At 59.6% G+C, this 19367-nt stretch carries 16 protein-coding genes; all 16 read right to left on the reverse strand.

The features are described from left to right. Nucleotides 1-10: 10 nt before the first annotated feature. On the reverse strand, nucleotides 11-1030 hold the full coding sequence (gene fliG / locus RB216_RS20665) for a flagellar motor switch protein FliG (RefSeq protein ID WP_010208743.1): 1020 nt from the start codon (nucleotides 1028-1030) through the stop codon (nucleotides 11-13). Continuing rightward, entirely contained in the window at nucleotides 1023-2801 is a 1779-nt protein-coding gene (fliF, locus tag RB216_RS20670; protein ID WP_028617328.1) for a flagellar basal-body MS-ring/collar protein FliF, read from the reverse strand. Before fliF ends, fliG begins: the two co-directional genes overlap by 8 nt. Nucleotides 2802-2817: 16 nt before the next feature. Beyond that, nucleotides 2818-3147: a flagellar hook-basal body complex protein FliE gene (fliE, locus tag RB216_RS20675; protein WP_015885194.1), complete on the reverse strand. Its 330-nt coding sequence runs from the start codon at nucleotides 3145-3147 to the stop codon at nucleotides 2818-2820. A 132-nt stretch (nucleotides 3148-3279) separates the two neighbouring features. Beyond that, nucleotides 3280-4656 (reverse strand): sigma-54-dependent transcriptional regulator, encoded by a 1377-nt coding sequence (locus RB216_RS20680; RefSeq protein ID WP_122554744.1) that lies wholly within the window; start codon nucleotides 4654-4656, stop codon nucleotides 3280-3282. Nucleotides 4657-4663: 7 nt separating this feature from the next. Beyond that, nucleotides 4664-5875, reverse strand: a complete 1212-nt coding sequence (locus RB216_RS20685) for a sensor histidine kinase (protein ID WP_308908894.1) — start codon at nucleotides 5873-5875, stop codon at nucleotides 4664-4666. Between the two features lie 110 nt (nucleotides 5876-5985). Then, nucleotides 5986-7461, reverse strand: a complete 1476-nt coding sequence (locus RB216_RS20690) for a sigma-54 dependent transcriptional regulator (RefSeq protein ID WP_028617331.1) — start codon at nucleotides 7459-7461, stop codon at nucleotides 5986-5988. 170 nt (nucleotides 7462-7631) lie between these two features. After that, nucleotides 7632-7928: a flagellar protein FliT gene (gene fliT, locus RB216_RS20695; protein WP_078049623.1), complete on the reverse strand. Its 297-nt coding sequence runs from the start codon at nucleotides 7926-7928 to the stop codon at nucleotides 7632-7634. Nucleotides 7929-7953: 25 nt separating this feature from the next. After that, a complete protein-coding gene (gene fliS / locus RB216_RS20700) occupies nucleotides 7954-8358 on the reverse strand; it encodes a flagellar export chaperone FliS (protein WP_308907815.1) in 405 nt (134 codons plus the stop codon). 140 nt (nucleotides 8359-8498) lie between these two features. Next, complete coding sequence (gene fliD / locus RB216_RS20705; RefSeq protein WP_028617334.1) at nucleotides 8499-9890, reverse strand: flagellar filament capping protein FliD; 1392 nt, start codon at nucleotides 9888-9890, stop codon at nucleotides 8499-8501. A gap of 80 nt (nucleotides 9891-9970) precedes the next feature. Then, entirely contained in the window at nucleotides 9971-10324 is a 354-nt protein-coding gene (locus RB216_RS20710) for a flagellar protein FlaG (RefSeq protein ID WP_122687325.1), read from the reverse strand. Between the two features lie 73 nt (nucleotides 10325-10397). Beyond that, entirely contained in the window at nucleotides 10398-11822 is a 1425-nt protein-coding gene (locus tag RB216_RS20715; protein WP_308907816.1) for a flagellin N-terminal helical domain-containing protein, read from the reverse strand. A 264-nt stretch (nucleotides 11823-12086) separates the two neighbouring features. Then, entirely contained in the window at nucleotides 12087-13016 is a 930-nt protein-coding gene (locus tag RB216_RS20720) for a ketoacyl-ACP synthase III (RefSeq protein WP_010208730.1), read from the reverse strand. A gap of 275 nt (nucleotides 13017-13291) precedes the next feature. Beyond that, a complete protein-coding gene (locus RB216_RS20725) occupies nucleotides 13292-14914 on the reverse strand; it encodes a flagellar hook-associated protein 3 (protein ID WP_028617338.1) in 1623 nt (540 codons plus the stop codon). A 14-nt stretch (nucleotides 14915-14928) separates the two neighbouring features. Next, nucleotides 14929-16977, reverse strand: a complete 2049-nt coding sequence (flgK, locus tag RB216_RS20730) for a flagellar hook-associated protein FlgK (protein ID WP_122687322.1) — start codon at nucleotides 16975-16977, stop codon at nucleotides 14929-14931. A 10-nt stretch (nucleotides 16978-16987) separates the two neighbouring features. After that, the gene (gene flgJ, locus RB216_RS20735) at nucleotides 16988-18259 is read right to left on the reverse strand and encodes a flagellar assembly peptidoglycan hydrolase FlgJ (RefSeq protein WP_061449189.1); all 1272 of its coding nucleotides are present in this window, start codon (nucleotides 18257-18259) and stop codon (nucleotides 16988-16990) included. A 4-nt stretch (nucleotides 18260-18263) separates the two neighbouring features. Continuing rightward, nucleotides 18264-19352: a flagellar basal body P-ring protein FlgI gene (locus RB216_RS20740; protein WP_033901075.1), complete on the reverse strand. Its 1089-nt coding sequence runs from the start codon at nucleotides 19350-19352 to the stop codon at nucleotides 18264-18266. Nucleotides 19353-19367 lie beyond the last annotated feature (15 nt).

Raw genomic sequence — 19367 nt, forward strand, 5'->3', positions numbered from 1 at the left:
GAAAGGCGCCTTAGATCATTTCTTCGCCGCCCTTCCCGCCGAGAACGATTTCTCCGGCTTCGGCCATACGGCGGGCAATGGTGAGGATTTCTTTCTGCGCGGTTTCCACGTCGCTGACGCGCACCGGGCCTTTGGCCTCCAGGTCGTCGCGCAACAGTTCCGAGGCGCGCTTGGACATGTTCTTGAAGATCTTCTCTTTGACGTTTTCGTCCGAGCCCTTGAGGGCCAGCACCAGCACGTCGGAGGACACTTCGCGCAGCAACGCCTGGATGCCACGGTCGTCGACATCGGAGAGGTTGTTGAACACGAACATGAGGTCTTCGATCTGGCCGGACAGGGTGTCGTCGATCTCGCGGATCGAGTCCATCAACTGGCCTTCGACCGAGCTGTCGAGGAAGTTCATGATGTCGGCCGCGCGCTTGATACCGCCCAGGGTGGTACGCGAGGCATTCGAGTTGCCAGAGAACTGCTTCTCCAGAATCGTGTTGAGTTCTTTCAGGGCCGCCGGCTGCACGGTGTTCAGCGACGACACGCGCAGGATGATGTCCAGGCGCACTTTATGGTCGAAGTGGCCGAGCACTTCACCGGCCTGGTCCGGGTCGAGGTAGGCCACCACGATCGCCTGGATCTGCGGGTGCTCGTAGCGGATCACGTCGGCAACGGCGCGCGGCTCCATCCATTTGAGGCTGTCGAGGCCGCTGGTGTTGCCACCGAGCAGGATACGGTCGATCAGGCCGTTGGCCTTGTCTTCGCCCAGGGCCGAGGTGAGCATCTTGCGGATGTAGCTGTCGGAGCCAACGCCCAGGCTGGTCTGGTCGCCGACGATCTCGACGAACTCGCTCATCACCTGCTCGACTTGCTCGCGGTGCACATTGCGCATCTGCGCCATGGCCACGCCGACACGCTGAACCTCTTTGGGGCCCATGTGGCGCAGCACTTGGGCGGCGTCGGTTTCACCGAGGGACAGCAGCAGGACTGCGGCTTTGTCGACCTTGGTGAGCTTGGCAACAGCGGCTCGATTATCACTCATCTGCGTTGATCCACTCTTTCACGACCTGGGCCACACGGCCCGGGTCTTCTGCTACCAGACTCTTGATTGCGTTCAACTGAGCGTCGTAACCCTCGCTCGGGCTTGGCAACAGGATGCTTTGCGGGCCGCCGAGGCTGACGCGGTCGTTGGCCAGTTCGCCGTCGAGGCCGCCCATGCCACCCAATTCCACGTCGCCACCTGCAAGTGCAAGCTGTTTCTTGCCGTTGCCGGTGATGTTGTTGAGGACTGGGCGCAGCACACCAAATACCAGCACCAGGATGAACAACACACCCAGCACTTGCTTGACGATGTCCCAGAACCACGGCTGCGAGTAGAACGACGGTTCAGCGATCACTTCGCCACGCTCGGCGGAGAACGGCATGTTGATCACGCTGACACTGTCACCACGGCTGGCGTCAAAACCGACGGCGTCCTGCACCAGGCGAGTGAAGCGCGCCAATTCGTCGGCGGTCCATGGAGCACGGGTAACGGCGCCGTCAGCGGCATTGACCTTGACTTGGTCATCCACCACCACCGAGACCGACAGGCGATTGACGCGACCCTGTTGCTGCTTGGTGTGGCTGATGGAACGGTCAAGCTCGAAGTTCTTGGTGGACTGGTTACGTTTGTCCGCCGGGTACGGGGCGAGCATCGGCTGGCCAGTGGCCGGGTCCATGATTTGCTGGCCGTTGGCATCCAGCAGTGGCTGGCCTGGCTGAATCGCGCCAGCGCTGGCAGTAGCGCCACCGGTGGTTTGCGGCGCCGAAGCCGGGGCTGGCGGCTGGTTGCTCAATGCGCCCGGCACACCTTGCGGCGGGCCATTGGCGGCGGTGCGTTGTTCGCTGGTGGACTGCTCGCTGCGCAAGGCAGGCTGGTCCGGGTTGAATTGCTCGGAGGTCGACTCGACGGCGCTGAAGTCCACATCGGCCGACACTTCAGCCTTGTAGCGGTCGTTGCCCAGCACCGGTTGCAGGATGTTGTGCACGCGCTGGGTGAGCATGCTTTCGACGCGGCGGCTGTAGTCGAACTGCTTGCCGGCTTGAGTCAGCGCGGAGTTTTCGCCCTGGTCGGACAGCAGGTTGCCCTTCTGGTCGACCACAGTGATCTGCGACTTGCTCAGCTCAGGCACGCTGGTGGCGACCAGATTGACGATCGCCAGGACCTGGCCAGGCTCCAGGGAGCGGCCCGCAAACAGTTCTACCAAGACCGAGGCACTTGGCTTGCGCTCGTCGCGCACAAACACCGAGCTTTTCGGAATGGCCAGGTGCACGCGGGCACCCTTGACGTTGTTCAGGCTGGAGATGGTGCGCGCCAGCTCGCCTTCCAGGCCGCGACGGTAGCGGGTGGCTTCCATGAACTGACTGGTGCCCAGGCCCTGGTCCTTGTCGAGGATCTCAAAACCGATGTTGCTGTCGGACGGGGTCACGCCGGCGGCGGCGAGTTTCATGCGCGCACGGGCCACATCGTCGGCCTTGACCAGCAGCGCCCCGGAGTTGGGCTCTACGGTGTAGGCGATGTCGGCGGCGGCCAGGGTTTCCATGATCTGCTTGGAATCCATGCCCGCCAGGCTGCCATACAGCGGCCGGTAATCGGGTTGCTGCGACCACAGCACCACGGCAAAACCAATCGCCACGCTGGCAGCCAGGCCGACCATCAGGCCCACCTGACGCAACATGGTCATTTCGGAGAGGTTTTCCAGGAACGACAGGCCAAACAGCGGCGGCTTGCCGTCTGCCTTGGCGGGTGCGTTGTCCACGACTGCTTCTGCCATGACTTAAATCTCGTCCTTAAACCGGCATCTGCATGATGTCTTGGTAAGCCTGAACCAACTTGTTACGCACCTGGGTCAACGCCTGGAACGAAACGCTGGCCTTTTGCGAGGCGACCATCACGTCGGTGAGGTCCACGCCGCTTTTGCCGATCTCGAACGCGTTGGCCAACTGGCTGGAAGCTTGCTGGGTGTCACTGACTTTGTTGATGGCCTGGCCGAGCATGTCGGCGAAGCTGCTTTGGCCCAATTCCGGCGCTGGCGCGACGGATTTCGGTTGAGCCATGGCATCCATTTGCATGGAGCGCATATCCAACATCAACCGATTGAACTCAATACCCTGGCTCATGAACTTCTCTCTCCGACAACCCGCATGTTTTTTGACGCTACGCCGCAATTACTAGGGAAGGTAGCAACAAGGGTGCCAGCTCTGGTTCAACTCGTAAGAAAAGGCGACAAACCTTGTCGACCTTGTTACCGATTATGTTGCGAACAGATACGCTTCCACATCCATCCCTGCATCGCGCATCTGCGCCAGCTTGTAGCGCAACGTCCGCGGGCTAATGCCCAGACGCTCGGCAGCCTCTTTGCGACGGCCGCGCTCGGAGCGCAGGGTGTCGATGATCATCTGGAATTCACGGCGACGCAGATCGTCGCCCAGCGCACCGGCCGTTTCGATTTCGGCAACCATAGGCGCAGGGGCGAGGGTTGGCAGCGGCGCCGCACCGCTGCCCATGGCCAGGCAAAAATCCTGAGGCTGGATCAGGCCGCCCTGTTGCAGGATCAGCGCGCGCTGGATGGCGTTGTCCAGTTCCCGCACATTGCCCGGCCATGGATAGGCGATCAGGCAGGCTTGGGCCTCGGCCGACAGGCGCGCCTGGGCGTGCTTCATTTTTTTGACGTGGTTGTTCAGCAGACGCTCGGCCAGGGGAATGATATCCGCCGGGCGTTCGCGCAACGGGCGCCAGGCGAGCGGGAATACCGAAAGCCGGTAGAACAAGTCTTCACGGAAGCGCCCCGCCGCCACTTCGCCCGCCAGGTCGCGGTTGGTGGTGGCGACTACGCGGATATCCAGCTGGATCGGCTTGCGCGCGCCGACGCGCTCAACCTCACGCTCCTGCAGCACCCGCAGCAACTTGGCTTGCAGGCCCAGGGGCATTTCCGAAATCTCATCGAGCAGGATGGTGCCGCCGTCGGCCTGTTCGAACTTGCCCGCCTGGGCCGCGATGGCGCCGGTGAAGGAGCCCTTTTCGTGGCCGAACAGTGTGGCTTCGAGCATGTTGTCTGGGATCGCCGCGCAGTTGATTGCGATAAACGGCTGCTTGGCGCGGGTCGATTGCTGGTGGATGTAACGTGCCAGCACCTCTTTGCCCGTGCCGGACTCGCCGGAAATCAGCACCGTGGAATCGCTGCGCGCCACGCGGGCCGCCAGTTCCAGCAATTGCGCACTGGCCGGCTCGAAGGCAATCGGGCCTTCGCCTTCACTGGCCGAAATCACGCCCAAGGCATGCCGCGCGACCAGCTCGATCAAGGCTTTAGGTTCGAAGGGTTTGACCAAGTAATCCGCCGCGCCCTGGCGCATGGCGTCGACCGCACGCTCGACGGCGCCATGGGCGGTCATCAGCAGCACCGGCAACTGCGGCTGGCGCGCACGCAGCAGGCTGAGCAACTGGTGGCCGTCCATGCCGGGCATGTTGACGTCGCTGACCACCAGGCTGAAGGACTCCTGCTCCACCGCCTCCAAGGCGTCCTCGGCAGACCCGACCGCCCGATAGTCATGGCCCGCCAACAGCAGCGTGTCAGCCAATGCTTCACGCAGGGCGCGATCGTCTTCCACCAACAGAACCTTGATAGCCATAACCTTTCTACTCCGCGCTTGCCGCGCTGGAAAACAGCGGCAAGGTCATCAATGCACAGGTGCCACGCCCAACACGGGAATGCAGTTGCAATTCTCCCTGATGGGCACGTGCCACTGCCTTGACCACGGTCAGGCCCAGGCCGGTACCGTTGGTCTTGGTGGTGAAAAAGGGTTCGCCCAGGCGCCGCAACACAGCGGGCTCGATGCCACTGCCGCTGTCGCTGATGCACAGGCGCAGGTTTTGCCCGCGGTTGTACAGGTGCACCTTGAGCCGCGCACCGGAGCCGCTGGCCTGTGTGGCGTTTTCGATCAGGTTGAGCAGCGAACCCACCAGCGTGTCGCGGTTGCACAGCAGCTCACCGAGGTGGCTGTCGCACTGCCAGCGCACCTGAACGTCTTGAATATGGGCGGCGGCCGCCGCTTGCAGGGCCTGCATCAACTCGGCCGGCGTGATGCGGTCGGTCAGCGGCAATTCGCCGCGAGCGAACACCAGCATGTCGCGCACCTGATGCTCCAACTCATGCAGACGCTCCTTGAGGCGACCGGCAAAACGCTGGTGGGTGGCGGTGGGCAATTGCTCATCAGTCAAATGACTGGCGTAGATCAGGGCAGCCGATAGCGGCGTGCGGATCTGATGCGCCAAAGAAGCGACCATGCGCCCCAGGGATGACAAACGCTCATGGCGCGCCAACTGGTCTTGCAGGTGACGGGTTTCAGTCAGGTCATTGAGCAACACCAGTTGGCCTGGCTCTGCGTCCAGGGAACGAGTGGCAATGGACAAGCGGCGGCCATCTTTCAGGGAAATTTCGTGACCGTCGTCTTCACGCGGCGCAAAGCAGCGGGTGATGACATGCCGCCACAGTTCGCCTTCCAACGGCAGGCCAAGCATGTCGCAGGCCGCCGGGTTGGCTTCGCGCACACGGCCTTCTTCGTCGATGACAATCACACCGCCGGGCAGCAGCGACAGCAGGTTTTGCAGGCGGTTGGCCAAGCGTTCTTTCTCGGCCAGCTCTTCCATGCGCTGGGCACTGACCACCGCCAACTCGCCTTTGAGCTCAGAAACCCGGGCTTCGAGCAGGCTGTAGGAATCAGTCAATTGGCTGGACATCTGGTTGAACAGCGAAAAAGCCTGTTCCAGGCCCTGGCGGCTTTGCTGTTCTACAGAGGGAACCAGCCCTGCAATCGCAGGACCGGAAGAATGTTGGGCGGCGTGGGGCATCATGCTCTCTCGCTTGGCTGACCGTCAGTTAAACGGAACGTTGCGAGGGCTGTAGCAATACCCGTGCCGAAAAAAAACCACTGAAGTTTCAGTGATTTAAAAAACAGGCGTCAATCATCCGCCTGTTCATCACCTTCTTTGCGGCTCATGCCGTACTTGCGCATCTTCTCCACCAGGGTGGTGCGACGGATGCGCAGGCGCTCGGCGGCACGGGCGACGATGCCGTTGGCGTCGTCCAGGGCCTGCTGGATCAGGCCTTGTTCCAGGTTGCCGAGGTAGTCCTTCAGGTCCAGGCCTTCGGGCGGCAGCATCGCGGTGTTGCCAAAGTCTGGCGTATGGCCATTGATGGCGACGCGCTCTTCCATGTCGCTGCGCAGGCTGTCGACCAGTTGCTCGTCTTCGTCGTCGACGTAGCGGAATTTCTTCGGCAGCTCGACCACGCCGATCACGCCGTAGGGGTGCATGATCGCCATGCGCTCCACCAGGTTGGCCAGCTCGCGCACGTTGCCCGGCCAGCCGTGGCGGCACAGGGACATGATCGCGGCGGAGTTGAAGCGGATCGAACCACGCTTCTCGTGCTCCATGCGCGAGATCAACTCGTTCATCAGCAACGGGATGTCTTCCACGCGCTCACGCAGCGGGGCCATCTCGATCGGGAATACGTTGAGGCGGTAGTACAGGTCTTCGCGGAAGCTGCCGACCTCGATCATGCTTTCGAGGTTCTTGTGGGTCGCCGCGATGATGCGCACGTCGACGCTCTGGGTCTTGTTGCTGCCCACGCGCTCGAAGGTACGTTCCTGCAATACGCGCAGCAGCTTGACCTGCATCGGCAGCGGCATGTCGCCGATTTCGTCGAGGAACAGCGTGCCGCCGTTAGCCAACTCGAAACGCCCGGCACGGCTGGTGATCGCGCCGGTAAAGGCGCCCTTCTCGTGGCCGAACAGTTCGCTTTCAAGCAGTTCTGCCGGGATCGCCCCGCAGTTGACCGGCACGAAAGGCCCGTCGCGGCGCTTGGAGTGATAGTGCAGGTTGCGCGCGACCACTTCCTTGCCAGTGCCGGACTCACCGAGGATCAGCACACTGGCGTCGGTATCGGCCACTTGCTGCATCATCTGGCGCACGTGCTGGATGGCGCGGCTGGTGCCGACCAGGCTGCGGAACAGGTTGGGTTCGCGGTGACGGCCGCGCTCGCGGGCCTGGTCGTACATCTCGCGATAGACCTGGGCACGGTGCAGGGAATCGAGCAATTTGCTGTAGCTGGGGGGCATTTCCAGGGTGGAAAGCACCCGGCGGCGCTGGTCTTCGGGCAGGTCGACGGAAGAAATATCGCCCATTAGCAACACGGGAAGGAACTCATCCCAGGTTGACAGTGTCTTTAACAAGCCCAAAACAGCGCCAGGAGCGTTTACCGTCCCGATCAGCACACAAATGACTTCACGGCTCGATGACAATGAGCTGACCGCCTGCTGCCAGTCATGGCTGCCGCAGGGCAGATTTTCTTCGCCAAGAAAATTCAAAATCACCGCTAAATCGCGGCGGCGGACGCTATCGTCATCAATCAGCAGAATTTTGGTTTCACGCCACATGCAATAGCAACTTCCCTAGTAAAACTTCCTGCCCCGGAGTGAGGGCAATCGAGACGCCTGTAAGACTTTGTACCTTACTAGACGTCTGAAATCTGAAAACAGCACTAGTTAAGTCAAAAATGCTGGCACAGTCAAATATATGACGCACCGTTCGGACTAACTGAGCCCATTCAGCCGAACAGATGGTAAACCTTTGACGCGTTTTTAGCTTGGTTGATCTGCGACATCTCTTCGAAAATCGCCTGGCGCTCGCCAGTCGTCACCTCAAGCAATTGCTGGTACACCGCCAGCAGGCTTTCAAGCTTTTCGCGCAACGCATCCTCATCGACCGGCGCTTCACTGAGCACCTCGTCGATGACATGACGACAGCCCAGGTCCAGTTCGCCAATGGCGTCCCAGTTACGGTCCGCCAGCGCGCCGATCAGCGCCTCACGGGTTTCATCAATGCGTTGCAGTGCTTGGCTCATGACGTGTTCCTCAAGGCCGGTGGCCTTATTGTGCGGCGGTCTGTGGCGCGCCGATGGCATCCCAGCCTTCTTTAACGGTAATCATCAAACGCGCTACTTCGTCGATCATCTCGGCATCGTTGTGCAGATTCGCTTCCATCAGACGGTTGGTCATGTAGGCATACAGACTTTCCAACTGCTGGACGTAAGCCGGGTTATCGCTCTTTTCCGCATCCAGGCCGTCACGCAGGCCGATTACGATATCAATCGCCTTGCCGAGCATCAGGCCCTTGGTCGCGATATCGCCGCGCGCCAACGCACCTTTGGCCTGGGCCATGCGGTCGAGGCCGCCCTCCATCAGCATCTGCACCAGACGATGAGGGCTGGCTTCGGAGATCTGAGCATGGGAATTGACCTTCTGGTATTGGCGAAGGGCTCTCATGGGATTCATGTTTCTACCTCGTGACAGGCGACAGCGAAAAGGATTTCAGTAACCAATATGTCGACTGGGTCGCAAAAAGCTTTAGCACCAGTCGTCCTCCGATACAAAAAGGCCAGGCAGGTTGCCTGGCCTTTTGCATTCACTTGGAATCAATTATTGGTCTTGGGGTTGTTCAAGGCGTTGAGCGTGGTCATGACGCTGGTGCTTTGCTGGCGCAGCTGGGCGACCAGGGTGTCCATGGCGTTGTACTTGTCGGACAGGCTTTTGGTCAGCAGGTCCATACGCTCGTTCAGGGTTTCCTGCTGCTTGCCCAGGTCTTTCAGGCTGTCAGACAGTGAGGTGGAGCGTGTGGCCAGAACGCCAGTAGACGCCTTGGCGAAATCATCGGTCGCGCTTTTCATACGCGCCAGCATGCCATCCTTGCCGGTGAACATGCTATTGATGTCGGCACCGTTGGTTTTAACCGCCGCATCCCACTTCTTGTCATCAATCGTCAGCAGTCCAGTGGTAGAGCTGGTGCTGATACCAAATTGAGCCAAGGACTTGAACTGACCCGTCCCGGACAACTCATTGAACTCATTACGGATCGCGGCCTGCAGCGATCGCATGGTCGAGTCGCCTGTCAGGGCGGCTGGCGTGGTGCTGCCGTCCAGGTTCTTGGTGACCTTGGTTTCGGCATTCATGGCCGTAATCAAGGCGTTGTAAGTATCAATAAAGCCCTTTACCCCAGACTTCAGCGCCGTATTGTTGGTACTGACGGTGATGAGCGTAGCGTTTTTATCGCCGGACGTGCCCGTCTTGTAAGTTGAAGTTGCCACCAACTTGATGTTCACACCACTAAGGGCACCTTCGATATTGTTGGTCTTGGATACAGACGCAACACCATCAATGCTGTACTGCGCATCCTTGGGATAATCGACAACAGTGGAACCCACGTCCAGCCCAGAAGTGCCCGAAAGCGTGAGGTCCGAGCCCGTGCCCATGGTCGTCGAAGTAAGGATCAACCGAGAACCATTGGAGTCGGTCTGGATGTTTGCACTCAACCCCGATGTGCCGAACTGGGAATTGATCGAATCTCGCACCTGCTGCAAGGTTGCACCGGCCGGAACGCTGAGATCGTAATTCTTACCTGACTGGGAAATGGTCAACGTAGTCGGCTTGTTCGTGGCATTAACAACTGTCGAAGTGCCGCCAGTGAAGTTTTTACTCGACAACTTTGACGCCTGAGCCAACTGGTCGACGATCAGCCGGAAGCTACCATTCGACGCCGTATTACTGGCCGTCATGGTCGCCGTCTTCTCATCCGAAGAGGAACCGGTCAAACCGGTAAAGCTGCTGTCCTTGGACATGGTGTCCAGCGCACCACGAAACGCATCCAGCGCCGCCTGAATCTTGCCGATCGAAGACAGCGTGGTGGTCGCCTTCTGGGACGCGGTATTGATCTGCGTCTGCTTGGGCACCTTTTCGGCGTCCACCAAGGACTTCACGATCGCTTGCGTATCGATGTTTGAACCGATACCACTTACCGTTGAACCCGCCATCATCTATCTCCTGTTCGGTGGCTGCCGTTATCTTGACTGGTTATGCCTCAAGACAAGACAGCAACAAGTTTCATGCCAGCTCAGGCTTTGTCGTCAAACAACAGGTGGCTTGCGCTGGAAAGGTTCTGTGCCAGCTTCAGTGCCGTTTCCGAAGGAATCTGGCGAATCACTTCACCACTGTCGGTGGCGATGACCTTGACCACCACTCGATGGGTGGAGTCATCAATGGAAAAATCCAGACTGCGCTGGGCAGCTTGTACAAATTCGCGAATATCGGTTACTGCTTTTTCCAGGTCCGCGCGCTCAGGCTCTTTGCCTGTGGCTGGCGCTTCCTGGACTTTGGTGATGCTTTTATCGGCAGCTGCTACCGGTGCAGGTGCGCCTTGAGGGGCAACCGGCGGATAAGACTGGTTCAGCTTTACACTCATGTCCATGTCCAATCTCCTCTAAACCGAAAAACGGAAGGGCACGTAGACGCGCCCTTCCGTTAGTTACCAAGCGCTGGGCTTACTGAAGCAGCTTCAGTACAGCGGATGGCAGCTGGTTAGCCTGCGACAGGATCGCGGTGGAAGCCGATTGCAGGGTTTGTTGCTTGGTCAGTTCGGCGGTTTCGGAAGCGAAGTCGACGTCCTGAACGGTGGAACGTGCAGCGGTGGAGTTCTTCTGAATGTTCTGCAGGTTGTCTGCAGTAGTAGTCAGACGGTTCTGGGTAGCACCCAGACCCGAACGAACGCCGTCGATGGTGCCGATGGCTTTGTCGATTACAGCCAGGGCGTTTTGGGCCTTGGTGGCGTCGGTCACGTCGGTTTGAGCGATGGTGGTCTTGGTCGACGAAACGGTAGCGGCGGAGAACACATCCGAAACACCGGTACCGGTGTCGCTTAGGGAGTAGCCCTTAGCCGAGTCAAGAGAAACTTGACCGGTAACGATGATCGCAGGAGCACCCAGCGCAGTAGTAGTAGCGAATGCACCGGAACCATCTTTCGCGCCGACCTTGATGTTCGCCTGAGCGTTGGCATCAGCGCCTGCGAACGACAGGTTTTCGCCAGAGTCAGACTTAACCGACAGAGTTTTGTTAGATTCGTCATAGTTAACGCTGATGCCAAGCTTGGCTGCGTTAGACTTCAGTTGATCAGCCAGGCTCGCCAGGTCGGTAACACCTACGAAATTTACAGCGCCACTGGTACCTACAGCCAAGGTGAAATTCGAAGGTGTTGCTGCACCCACTTCCAGCTTCACTTCAGTGCTGGCGGTAGCAGTCAGGCCACCGATCGAACCGTTCAAACCAGCAGCAATATCTTTTGCCGAAGCCGCTGCACCGTAAGCGACAGTTTTAGTTTGACCGTTGCCGGTTACAGTGATGTTGCCGCCAGCCAAGCCGGTCGCACTCGGCGCAATGGCCTTGCTTTTGACTTGCTGCGAGCCAATAGTGCTGGCCGAAACGTTTTCCAGGCTCAGGTTGATGGTTTCGTTGGCGTTGGCGCCAACCTGGATAGCTTTGGTACCGTACGAACCGTCCAGCAGCTTCTGGCCACCGAAAGTAGTGGTTTGCGAGATACGGGTCAGTTCCGAAGTCAGAGCCTGGTATTCGTCGTTGTTCGACTTACGGTCGTCAGCGCTCAGGGAACCAGTAGCCGAGGACAGAGCCAGGGTACGCATTTTTTGCAGGATGTCGGTCGAAGCCTGCATCGCGCCTTCAGCGGTCTGAGCGATCGAGATACCATCGTTCACGTTTTTGACTGCTTGGCCCAGGCCGTTGATTTGGCTGGTCAGGCGGTTAGCGATCTGCAGGCCGGCAGCGTCGTCTTTAGCGCTGTTGATACGCAGGCCGGAAGACAGGCGCTGCATGGAAGTGGCCAGGGCGCCGCCAGCTTTGTTCAGGTTGCCCTGAGTAGTGATGGAAGCAATGTTGGTGTTTACTGTTAAAGCCATGACGAAATCCTCGTTGGATGGATACTGCGGCTTCCGGCCCTGGCAACCGCCGGGTGTGGCCTGAGAACCTACGTAATAGTTATCGTCGTGCTAGCCGGTTGCTTGAGGATTTTTTTTGATTTTTTTACTGGCGCCGTGCCACCCCTTGCAATTCAAGGGTTTACGCGGGCCCCAAACCCCGTTTTCATTGGGTTTTCTGGCGCCAAATAAAAAACGCCGAGGCTCTTTCGAACCTCGGCGTTTTTTATTGAAGCTATCAAGGCATCAAGGGCGATAGAGAATCGCCGAGCCCCACGACAGGCCCACACCAAAACCGCTGATTGCCACGCGCTTCCAGGTAGCGTCCATCACGTGCTTTTCCAGCAGCAGCGGAATGCTCGACGACACGGTATTACCGGTCTCGACCATGTCCTTGATGAACTTGTCCACGGGTGCATCTTCAAAACGACGCGCCACGGCGTCGACAATCGCCGCACTGCCCTGGTGGATGCAGAACGCATCGATCTCATCGGCCTTGAGATCTGACTCATTGAGCAGCTCATGCAAATGCGCCGGCACCTTGAGCAGGGCGAAGTTGAAGACCTGGCGGCCGTTCATGAAGAACACGCCGTCACTGACCTTCAGGTGCGGCGCACCGGAACCGTCGGTGCCGAACTTCGACTTGCCCAGCAACCACGGCGCATCTTCGCCCATCCAGGTGGCAGTAGCAGCATCGCCAAACAGCATGGTGGTGTTGCGATCTTCCGGGTCGACGATCTTGGAGTACGGGTCAGCGGTGATCAGCAGGCCGTTTTTCAGGCCCGCGGCTTCCATGAAGCCCTTCATCGCATAGATGCCGTAGACGTAACCGGAACAACCCAGGGAGATATCAAAGGCCGCGACGTGGGTCGGCAGGCCGAGCTTGTCCTGGACGATGGCCGCCGTGTGGGGCAAGCCCTCTTCATCACCGTTCTGGGTGACGACGATCAGCGCGTCAATGGATTCGCGTTTCAAATCCGGGTTGTTGGCAAACAAAGCGTTGACCGCCTCGACACACAGATCGGAGGTTTCCTGCGCGGCTTCCTTGCGCGGCAGGAACGCCGAACCGATCTTGCCAATGATGAATTCTTCATCCTTGGCGAATTTGGCACCCTGGGCGTAGTTATCGATCCCGTCTGCCGGCACGTAACTGGCGATGCTTTTTATGCCAATCATTGTGGCTTCCCAATACTAAATAGCTGGAGAACACCCCTGGGCCACGCCCGGAGTGCTGACAATAAAGGGGATAACCCCATAAAAATCTCGCTGAAAGCCGTCTCGCAAGGACCCTGTGACGACTTATCCTTTTCACACGATACAGTGAAGATGCGCTTTATGACTCACAGGTCACTCAATTTTGTGTGCTTTATGCAAAACCTTCAAACAATTAAATCCCGGAAACGACAACGGCCCGCCCTGTTTCCAGGGCGGGCCGCTTGACGTAAAGCTATTTACATCTTGTTGAACAGGCTCAACTGCGAGATTTTCACGAAGGCCAACTGCGACGCCTCCAGCATGGTTTGCTGCAGGGTCAGGTTGATCGCCGCTTCGCCCATGTCGATGTTCGCCAGGGCGCTCATGGTCGATTTGTTGGCCAGCCCGACACTTTCGTTTTCGCTGGACTGCACGGTGAGCGCGTTCTGCCGCGCGCCGATGGAACCGCGCACGTTGTCCACTTGGTCCGCGGAACTGGTCAGGTTGCTGACAGCGGCGTTCAGGGCATCCTGCAGCTTCACCCGCGCGCCAGGAATACCGTCGGCCGGTTGCTCCAGGGCCTTGCGCAATTGGCTCAAGGTGTCGAGCGCACTCTGGGTTTTCTGGGTGCTGGCGCCGATCGCGAATTGATCACCCACAGCCGGTGTGCCACTCAAGCCAAAGGTCACACCGGCGACAGTGATCGAGTTCGGCGTGGTAGTGGTGTCGATGACGCCTGAATCAATCGGCTTGCTGTTGGCGTTGTAGGGCTGTGCAAACACCTGGAAGGCCGACGAATCAGTGTCGCTGAACTTGACCAGCACACCGCTGTTGGCCGGGAAGGTGCTGGCATATTTAGCGGGGTTGCTGACCGTGGCATTGGTCAGCTGCGTCGGCGACGTGTTGCTAGCGGTGCGGGAGACGTTAAACGTGTCCGGCTTGGCGGCCAGGGTGAACTCACGGCCTTTGACCATGGCATCGGCATCAGGCCCGGTGGCTTTGTCGGTCAGGTCGACGGTGATATCGAACTTGACCCCGCGTATGTTGATGCTGGCGCTGCCTTCCTTGGTGGAGTCGAACGTGCCATTACCCGGGAGTTGCGAGGTAATGTCGTTGTTGTCCTTGTCGGTCACCACGTACTGGGTGCTGCTGCTGAAGGTCACTTTGTACGGCTGACCGTCGGCGAACGACTTACTGTAGTCGACACTCGAGGTAATCAGACCGGCCGAGATGGCAACTTTGTTGTCATTCACCTGCGACGGTGTCGTCGCCGGAGGCACAGGGGCCGGCGTGGTGTATGTGGACTGGGTGCGGCTGTTGTTGGCCGCGCCTTCCAGAATGGTCTTGCCGGTGTCGCCCGTACGCACGGTCAACGTCTCGGAAACCTGCAGGCTCAGCTCGTTTTCGTCGCCCTGATAATTGTAGGTGCCGTCAATGTTGCGCGAGTACGGTGGCGTATCGGTCTTGGAGCCGGAGAACAGGTAGTTGCCCGCCGCATCCTTGCTGTTGAGCAAGCCCAGCAACTGGTCTTCAAGGGCACCCACTTCGACCGAGATGGATTTGCGATCGGCATCACTGGTCACGCCACCGGCCTTCAACGCCAACTGGCTGGCGGCCTGGATCGTCGCGCTGATCGCGGTCAACACGCTTTCTTCGTTAGTCAGCGAGCTCTGGATATTGGTGATGTTGCCACTGAACTGCGCCAGCATGTCTTTCTGCTGCTGCAGCATCAGCAAACGCTGCGCCGCCACCGGGTCATCCCCAGCGGTTTGCACGCGCACGCCGGAACTCGCCTGCTGCTGAGCCTGCACCACGCCGGCATAGTTGTTCTGGTACTTGGCGGCACTGGTGTCGAAATACTGCTGTGTAGAAATGCGCATCGTCCCAGACTCCCTTAAAGACTATTGATCAGCGTGCTGAAGGTTTCTTGCGCAGCCTTGATGATCTGCGACGACGCTGTGTAGTACTGCTGGAACTTGATCATGTCGCCCGCCTCTTCATCCAGGTTGACCTGGGACACGGAGTTGCGCGCATTTTTGTTAGCCGTCAGCAACGCGTTGGTGGCAGTCGTGTCCGTGGTGGCCGCTGCGGCCTTGGCGCCGACCGTCGAGACCAACTTGCTGTTGGCCCCGACCAGGCTGGTGCCGCCGGTGCCATCTGCCGCCACGCCTACGGTCGCCTTGGTTTGCAGGTTCAGCAGTTCCTGGGCATTGCGGTTGTCGGACTTGCCACTGGCATTAAACGAAAAGGTGGTGCTGTCACCATCGGTCGGTGAGCCAGCCACCGAGGTGTCAAAGCTGAAGCTCTTGGCCGGCACCACCAGGGCGCCGCTGGCATCGCGCATCGGTACGTTGATGCTGATCTTGTTGGCCTGACCCGGAATAATGGTGCCGGTGCCGATCGGATCGCCCTTGGCGTCGTTGATCGTGTAGCTCTGGGTGCCGTCGGCCGCAGGCTTGCCAAATACCATCTTCACCGGCATCGAGTTTTCAATGCCGACGCGCAGTTGCGCGGTATTGGCGCCGCCCTGGAGATCCAGCGGCACGGTCAAGGTCGGCGGCGTGAAGGTGCCGGTGCCCTGGTTGGTTTTGCTGGCCTCGCCTTTGAGCGGTGCAGCGAAGGCAATCTTGCTCGGGTCGGTGAGGACTGTGCCGATGTCCTTCGCGCCGCTGGCGGTCGGGCTGACCTTGAAGCTGTCACCGGCCGACATCGGGCCATTTTTAAGCTCAAGGGTAAAGCCGTCGATCACCGAAGGCGGTGTGGCGGAGATATCAAAGGTGCCCATGGCTTTGCCATCGGAGCGCTGCACCGTCACTTTGTTGAGATTGGTCGGGTCACTGAAGGTGACCTTGTAATCGTAGTTGGTCAGCTTGCTGGAGTCCTTGATCGTCACACCCAGGCTACCGGCGCCTTGGTTGCCTTGGCCAGCCACACTACGCAAAGCCACCGCCGCCGCGCTGTTGATGTCCTTGAACATCGACGCGCCGAACTCACCGTTGAGGTCGATGCCCTGCCCCAACTGGCTGTTGATCGTATCGGCGGTGACGATGGCGATGCGACCCAAGTCGTTGATGGCTGGCATCAACACGTCACTGCGATAGCGCATCAGGCCGCCGATACTGCCGCCACTGATCACATTGCCTATGTCTACCGCCGTGTTACCCGGCATGTTCATCTGAATGGTGTACTGGGTCGGATCGTCCTTGCCAGGCACTGCAGAAATCGAGTTGGACTGATCGCCCAGCACCAGGGATTGACCGGTGCCGGTGCTGACACTGAACACACCGTTTTTCTCGGTGGCGGTCACGCCGATCAGCTCATTGAGCGAGCGTACGGCCTCGGCGCGCGCATCCAGCAGGTTGGCCGGCGTGGTGTTCGACGCGCCTTGAACCTGGTTGATCTGCTTGTTGAGGGACGCAATCGACGAGGTCAGTTGGTTGACCTGGTCAGCCATGGAGGTCAACTGACTGTTGATGGTCTCTTTTTGCTGGCTCAACTGGTTGGAGATCGAGTTGAACCGGTTGCTCAAGGTCTGGGCGCTGGTGAGCAGAATCTGGCGCGCCGACGTGTCGCTCGGATTGGCGGATGCGGTCTGAGCCGCCGCGAAGAACGCGCTGAGCACGGACGACATGCCGGTGGTCTTGTCCGACAGCGTCTTGTCCACGGCGCTGACCTGATCCAGATACGCCTTGGCATCGCTGTTGAGCGAGGTGCTGTTCTGGTACGCCGCGTCGAGAAACTCGTTATATACCCGGCGTACATCGGCCAGGGTGGTGCCACTGCCGATGAACACGCCACCGAACTGGTTCGCCGCGTTGGCGTTCTGGGTGGTCTGCTGCCGTGAGTAACCCGCTGTGTTGGCGTTGGCAATGTTGTTACTCAAGACCGACAACGATCCTTGAGCGGAATTGAGTCCTGACATCCCGATACTGAGCAAACTCATGGTTCAGACCTTATAAATGTGTGGTTGCGCCAGCGGCAGCGTAATTCTGGTAACTGTCCATCGTTTTGGCGATCTGCGAAATCTTGCTGGCATAGGCCGGATCGGTGGCGTAACCGGCTTTTTGCAACTCGCGCACAAACTGTTCCGGGTTGTCGGCCGACTTCACAACTTCTTTATAGCGATCATTGCTTTGCAGCAACGTCACCAGGTCATGGAAGCTGTCCTGATAGGAGTCGTAGGAACGGAACTGTGCCGTCTCCTTGACCATCGCTCCATCACGGAACTCGCTGGTGATCGCGCGCGCCTGGCCGCCCTGCCAACTCTGGCCGGCCTTGATGCCGAACAGGTTGTGGCTGCTGCTGCCGTCTTCGGCGCGCATCACCGATTTACCCCAGCCGGTTTCCAGGGCAGCCTGGGCCACCAGGTACTTCGGATCGACACCAATACGCGCGGCGGCCGCCTTGGCCATCGGCAACATGGTGGCGACAAATTCATCTTGCGAACTGAAGGCTTTCTTCGCCGGTGCCAACGGTGGCTGGGCCACGGCGCGGCCGTAGACCTGCATGCGCCCGCTCGGCACGGCGAAGGTGCGCGCCGCACTGTTGACGACGTTGTCGTCAGCGGCGCTGTTACGCAGTGGCGCGGCCTTGGCTTCGCCGGTCACCTGGGTGCTTGGCACAATGCCGGCAAGCAGGCGATCAGTCAGCTTGCTCGGCAAGGCGATGCGCCGCTGATTCATCAATTCCATGTCGTTGCTATGGGCCGACGGGGCACCCGCCTGTGGCTCAGCCACGCGGTAAGCCCACAGCGGACGCTGGCCATTGGAGCGACCCAAAGGCCCGTCAGCCTGGGTGCCCGCGGCAATTTCTGTCGGCACATCAACTTTCTTCACAGGCTCAGCCGCCGCCGGGCCTTGCAAGGTGGCGGCCTGGGCCTCCACCGGTTTGTTCTTCTGCATCTGGCGCATCAGCACGTCGGCCAAGCCGATACCACCGCCTTCGCGGGACATCGAGACCGCCAGCTGCTGGTCGTACATTTCCTGGTACTGCTTGGCGGCGGGCGTGTTCATCGGGTTGTCCTTGCCCAACGCCTCGGTGGCCGAACGCATGGACTTGAGCATCTCGCTCAGGAACAGCGATTCGAACTCCTGCGCCACCTTGCGCATGTTGCCTTCGCTGTTCTTGTCGGCACCGACCTTGAGCTGGTTAAGCCGGTTCAAGTCGGAGTAAGACCCCGAGTCCGCCGTGCTGCTGATGCCGCTCTTGCGCATATCCATGGCCATGGCCTCAGATCACGATCAGGTCGGCTTGTAAGGCGCCGGCCTGCTTCAGTGCTTCAAGAATCGCCATCAAGTCGCCGGGCGCTGCGCCCACCTGGTTCACCGCGCGGACAATCTCATCCAGGGTGGTGCCGGGGCCGAACTTGAACATAGGCTTGGCTTCTTGCTGGGCGTTGACGCGCGAACGCGGCACCACCGCCGTCTGGCCGTTGGACAATGGCCCCGGCTGGCTGACGATCGGGTCTTCGGTGATGGTCACGGTCAGGCTGCCGTGGGTCACCGCTGCTGGCGATACCTTGACGTTCTGACCGATCACGATGGTGCCAGTACGCGAGTTGATGATGACTTTGGCCACGGCCTGGCCTGGGTCGACTTCAAGGTTTTCCAGGATCGACAGGTAGTCGACGCGCTGGCTTGGGTCCAGCGGCGCGGTCACACGGATCGAGCCGCCGTCGATGGCCTGGGCCACGCCAGGGCCGAGCATGTCGTTGATCTTGTCGACCACGCGCTTGGCGGTGGTGAAGTCGGAGCGATTGAGGTTCAGGGTCAGGCTGTTGCCTTGATTGAAACCGCTTGGCACGGTGCGCTCAACGGTGGCACCACCCGGGATTCGACCGGCTGACGGCACGTTGACGGTGATCTTCGAACCGTCGCGACCTTCGGCGTCAAAACCGCCCACCACCAGGTTGCCCTGGGCAATGGCGTAGACGTTGCCGTCGATACCCTTGAGGGGCGTCATCAGCAAGGTGCCGCCGCGCAGGCTCTTCGAGTTACCGATGGACGACACAGTGATATCCACCACCTGGCCCGGCTTGGAGAACGCCGGCAAGTCAGCACTGATCGACACCGCCGCGACGTTTTTCAACTGCACGTTGCCCGAACCCGCCGGCACCTTGATGCCGAACTGCGAGAGCATGTTGTTGAAGGTCTGCAAGGTGAACGGGGTCTGCGTGGTCTGGTCACCCGTACCGTTGAGCCCCACCACCAGGCCGTAACCGATCAACTGGTTGGAACGCACGCCGGAGATGCTGGCGATGTCCTTCAGGCGTTCGGCCTGGGCGACAGCGCTCAAGGAAAGCAGGAGTGCGGCCGCCATCAGCTGTTTGAAGTT

This window comes from Pseudomonas canadensis (assembly GCF_030980095.1).
GTDB lineage: Bacteria > Pseudomonadota > Gammaproteobacteria > Pseudomonadales > Pseudomonadaceae > Aquipseudomonas > Aquipseudomonas canadensis.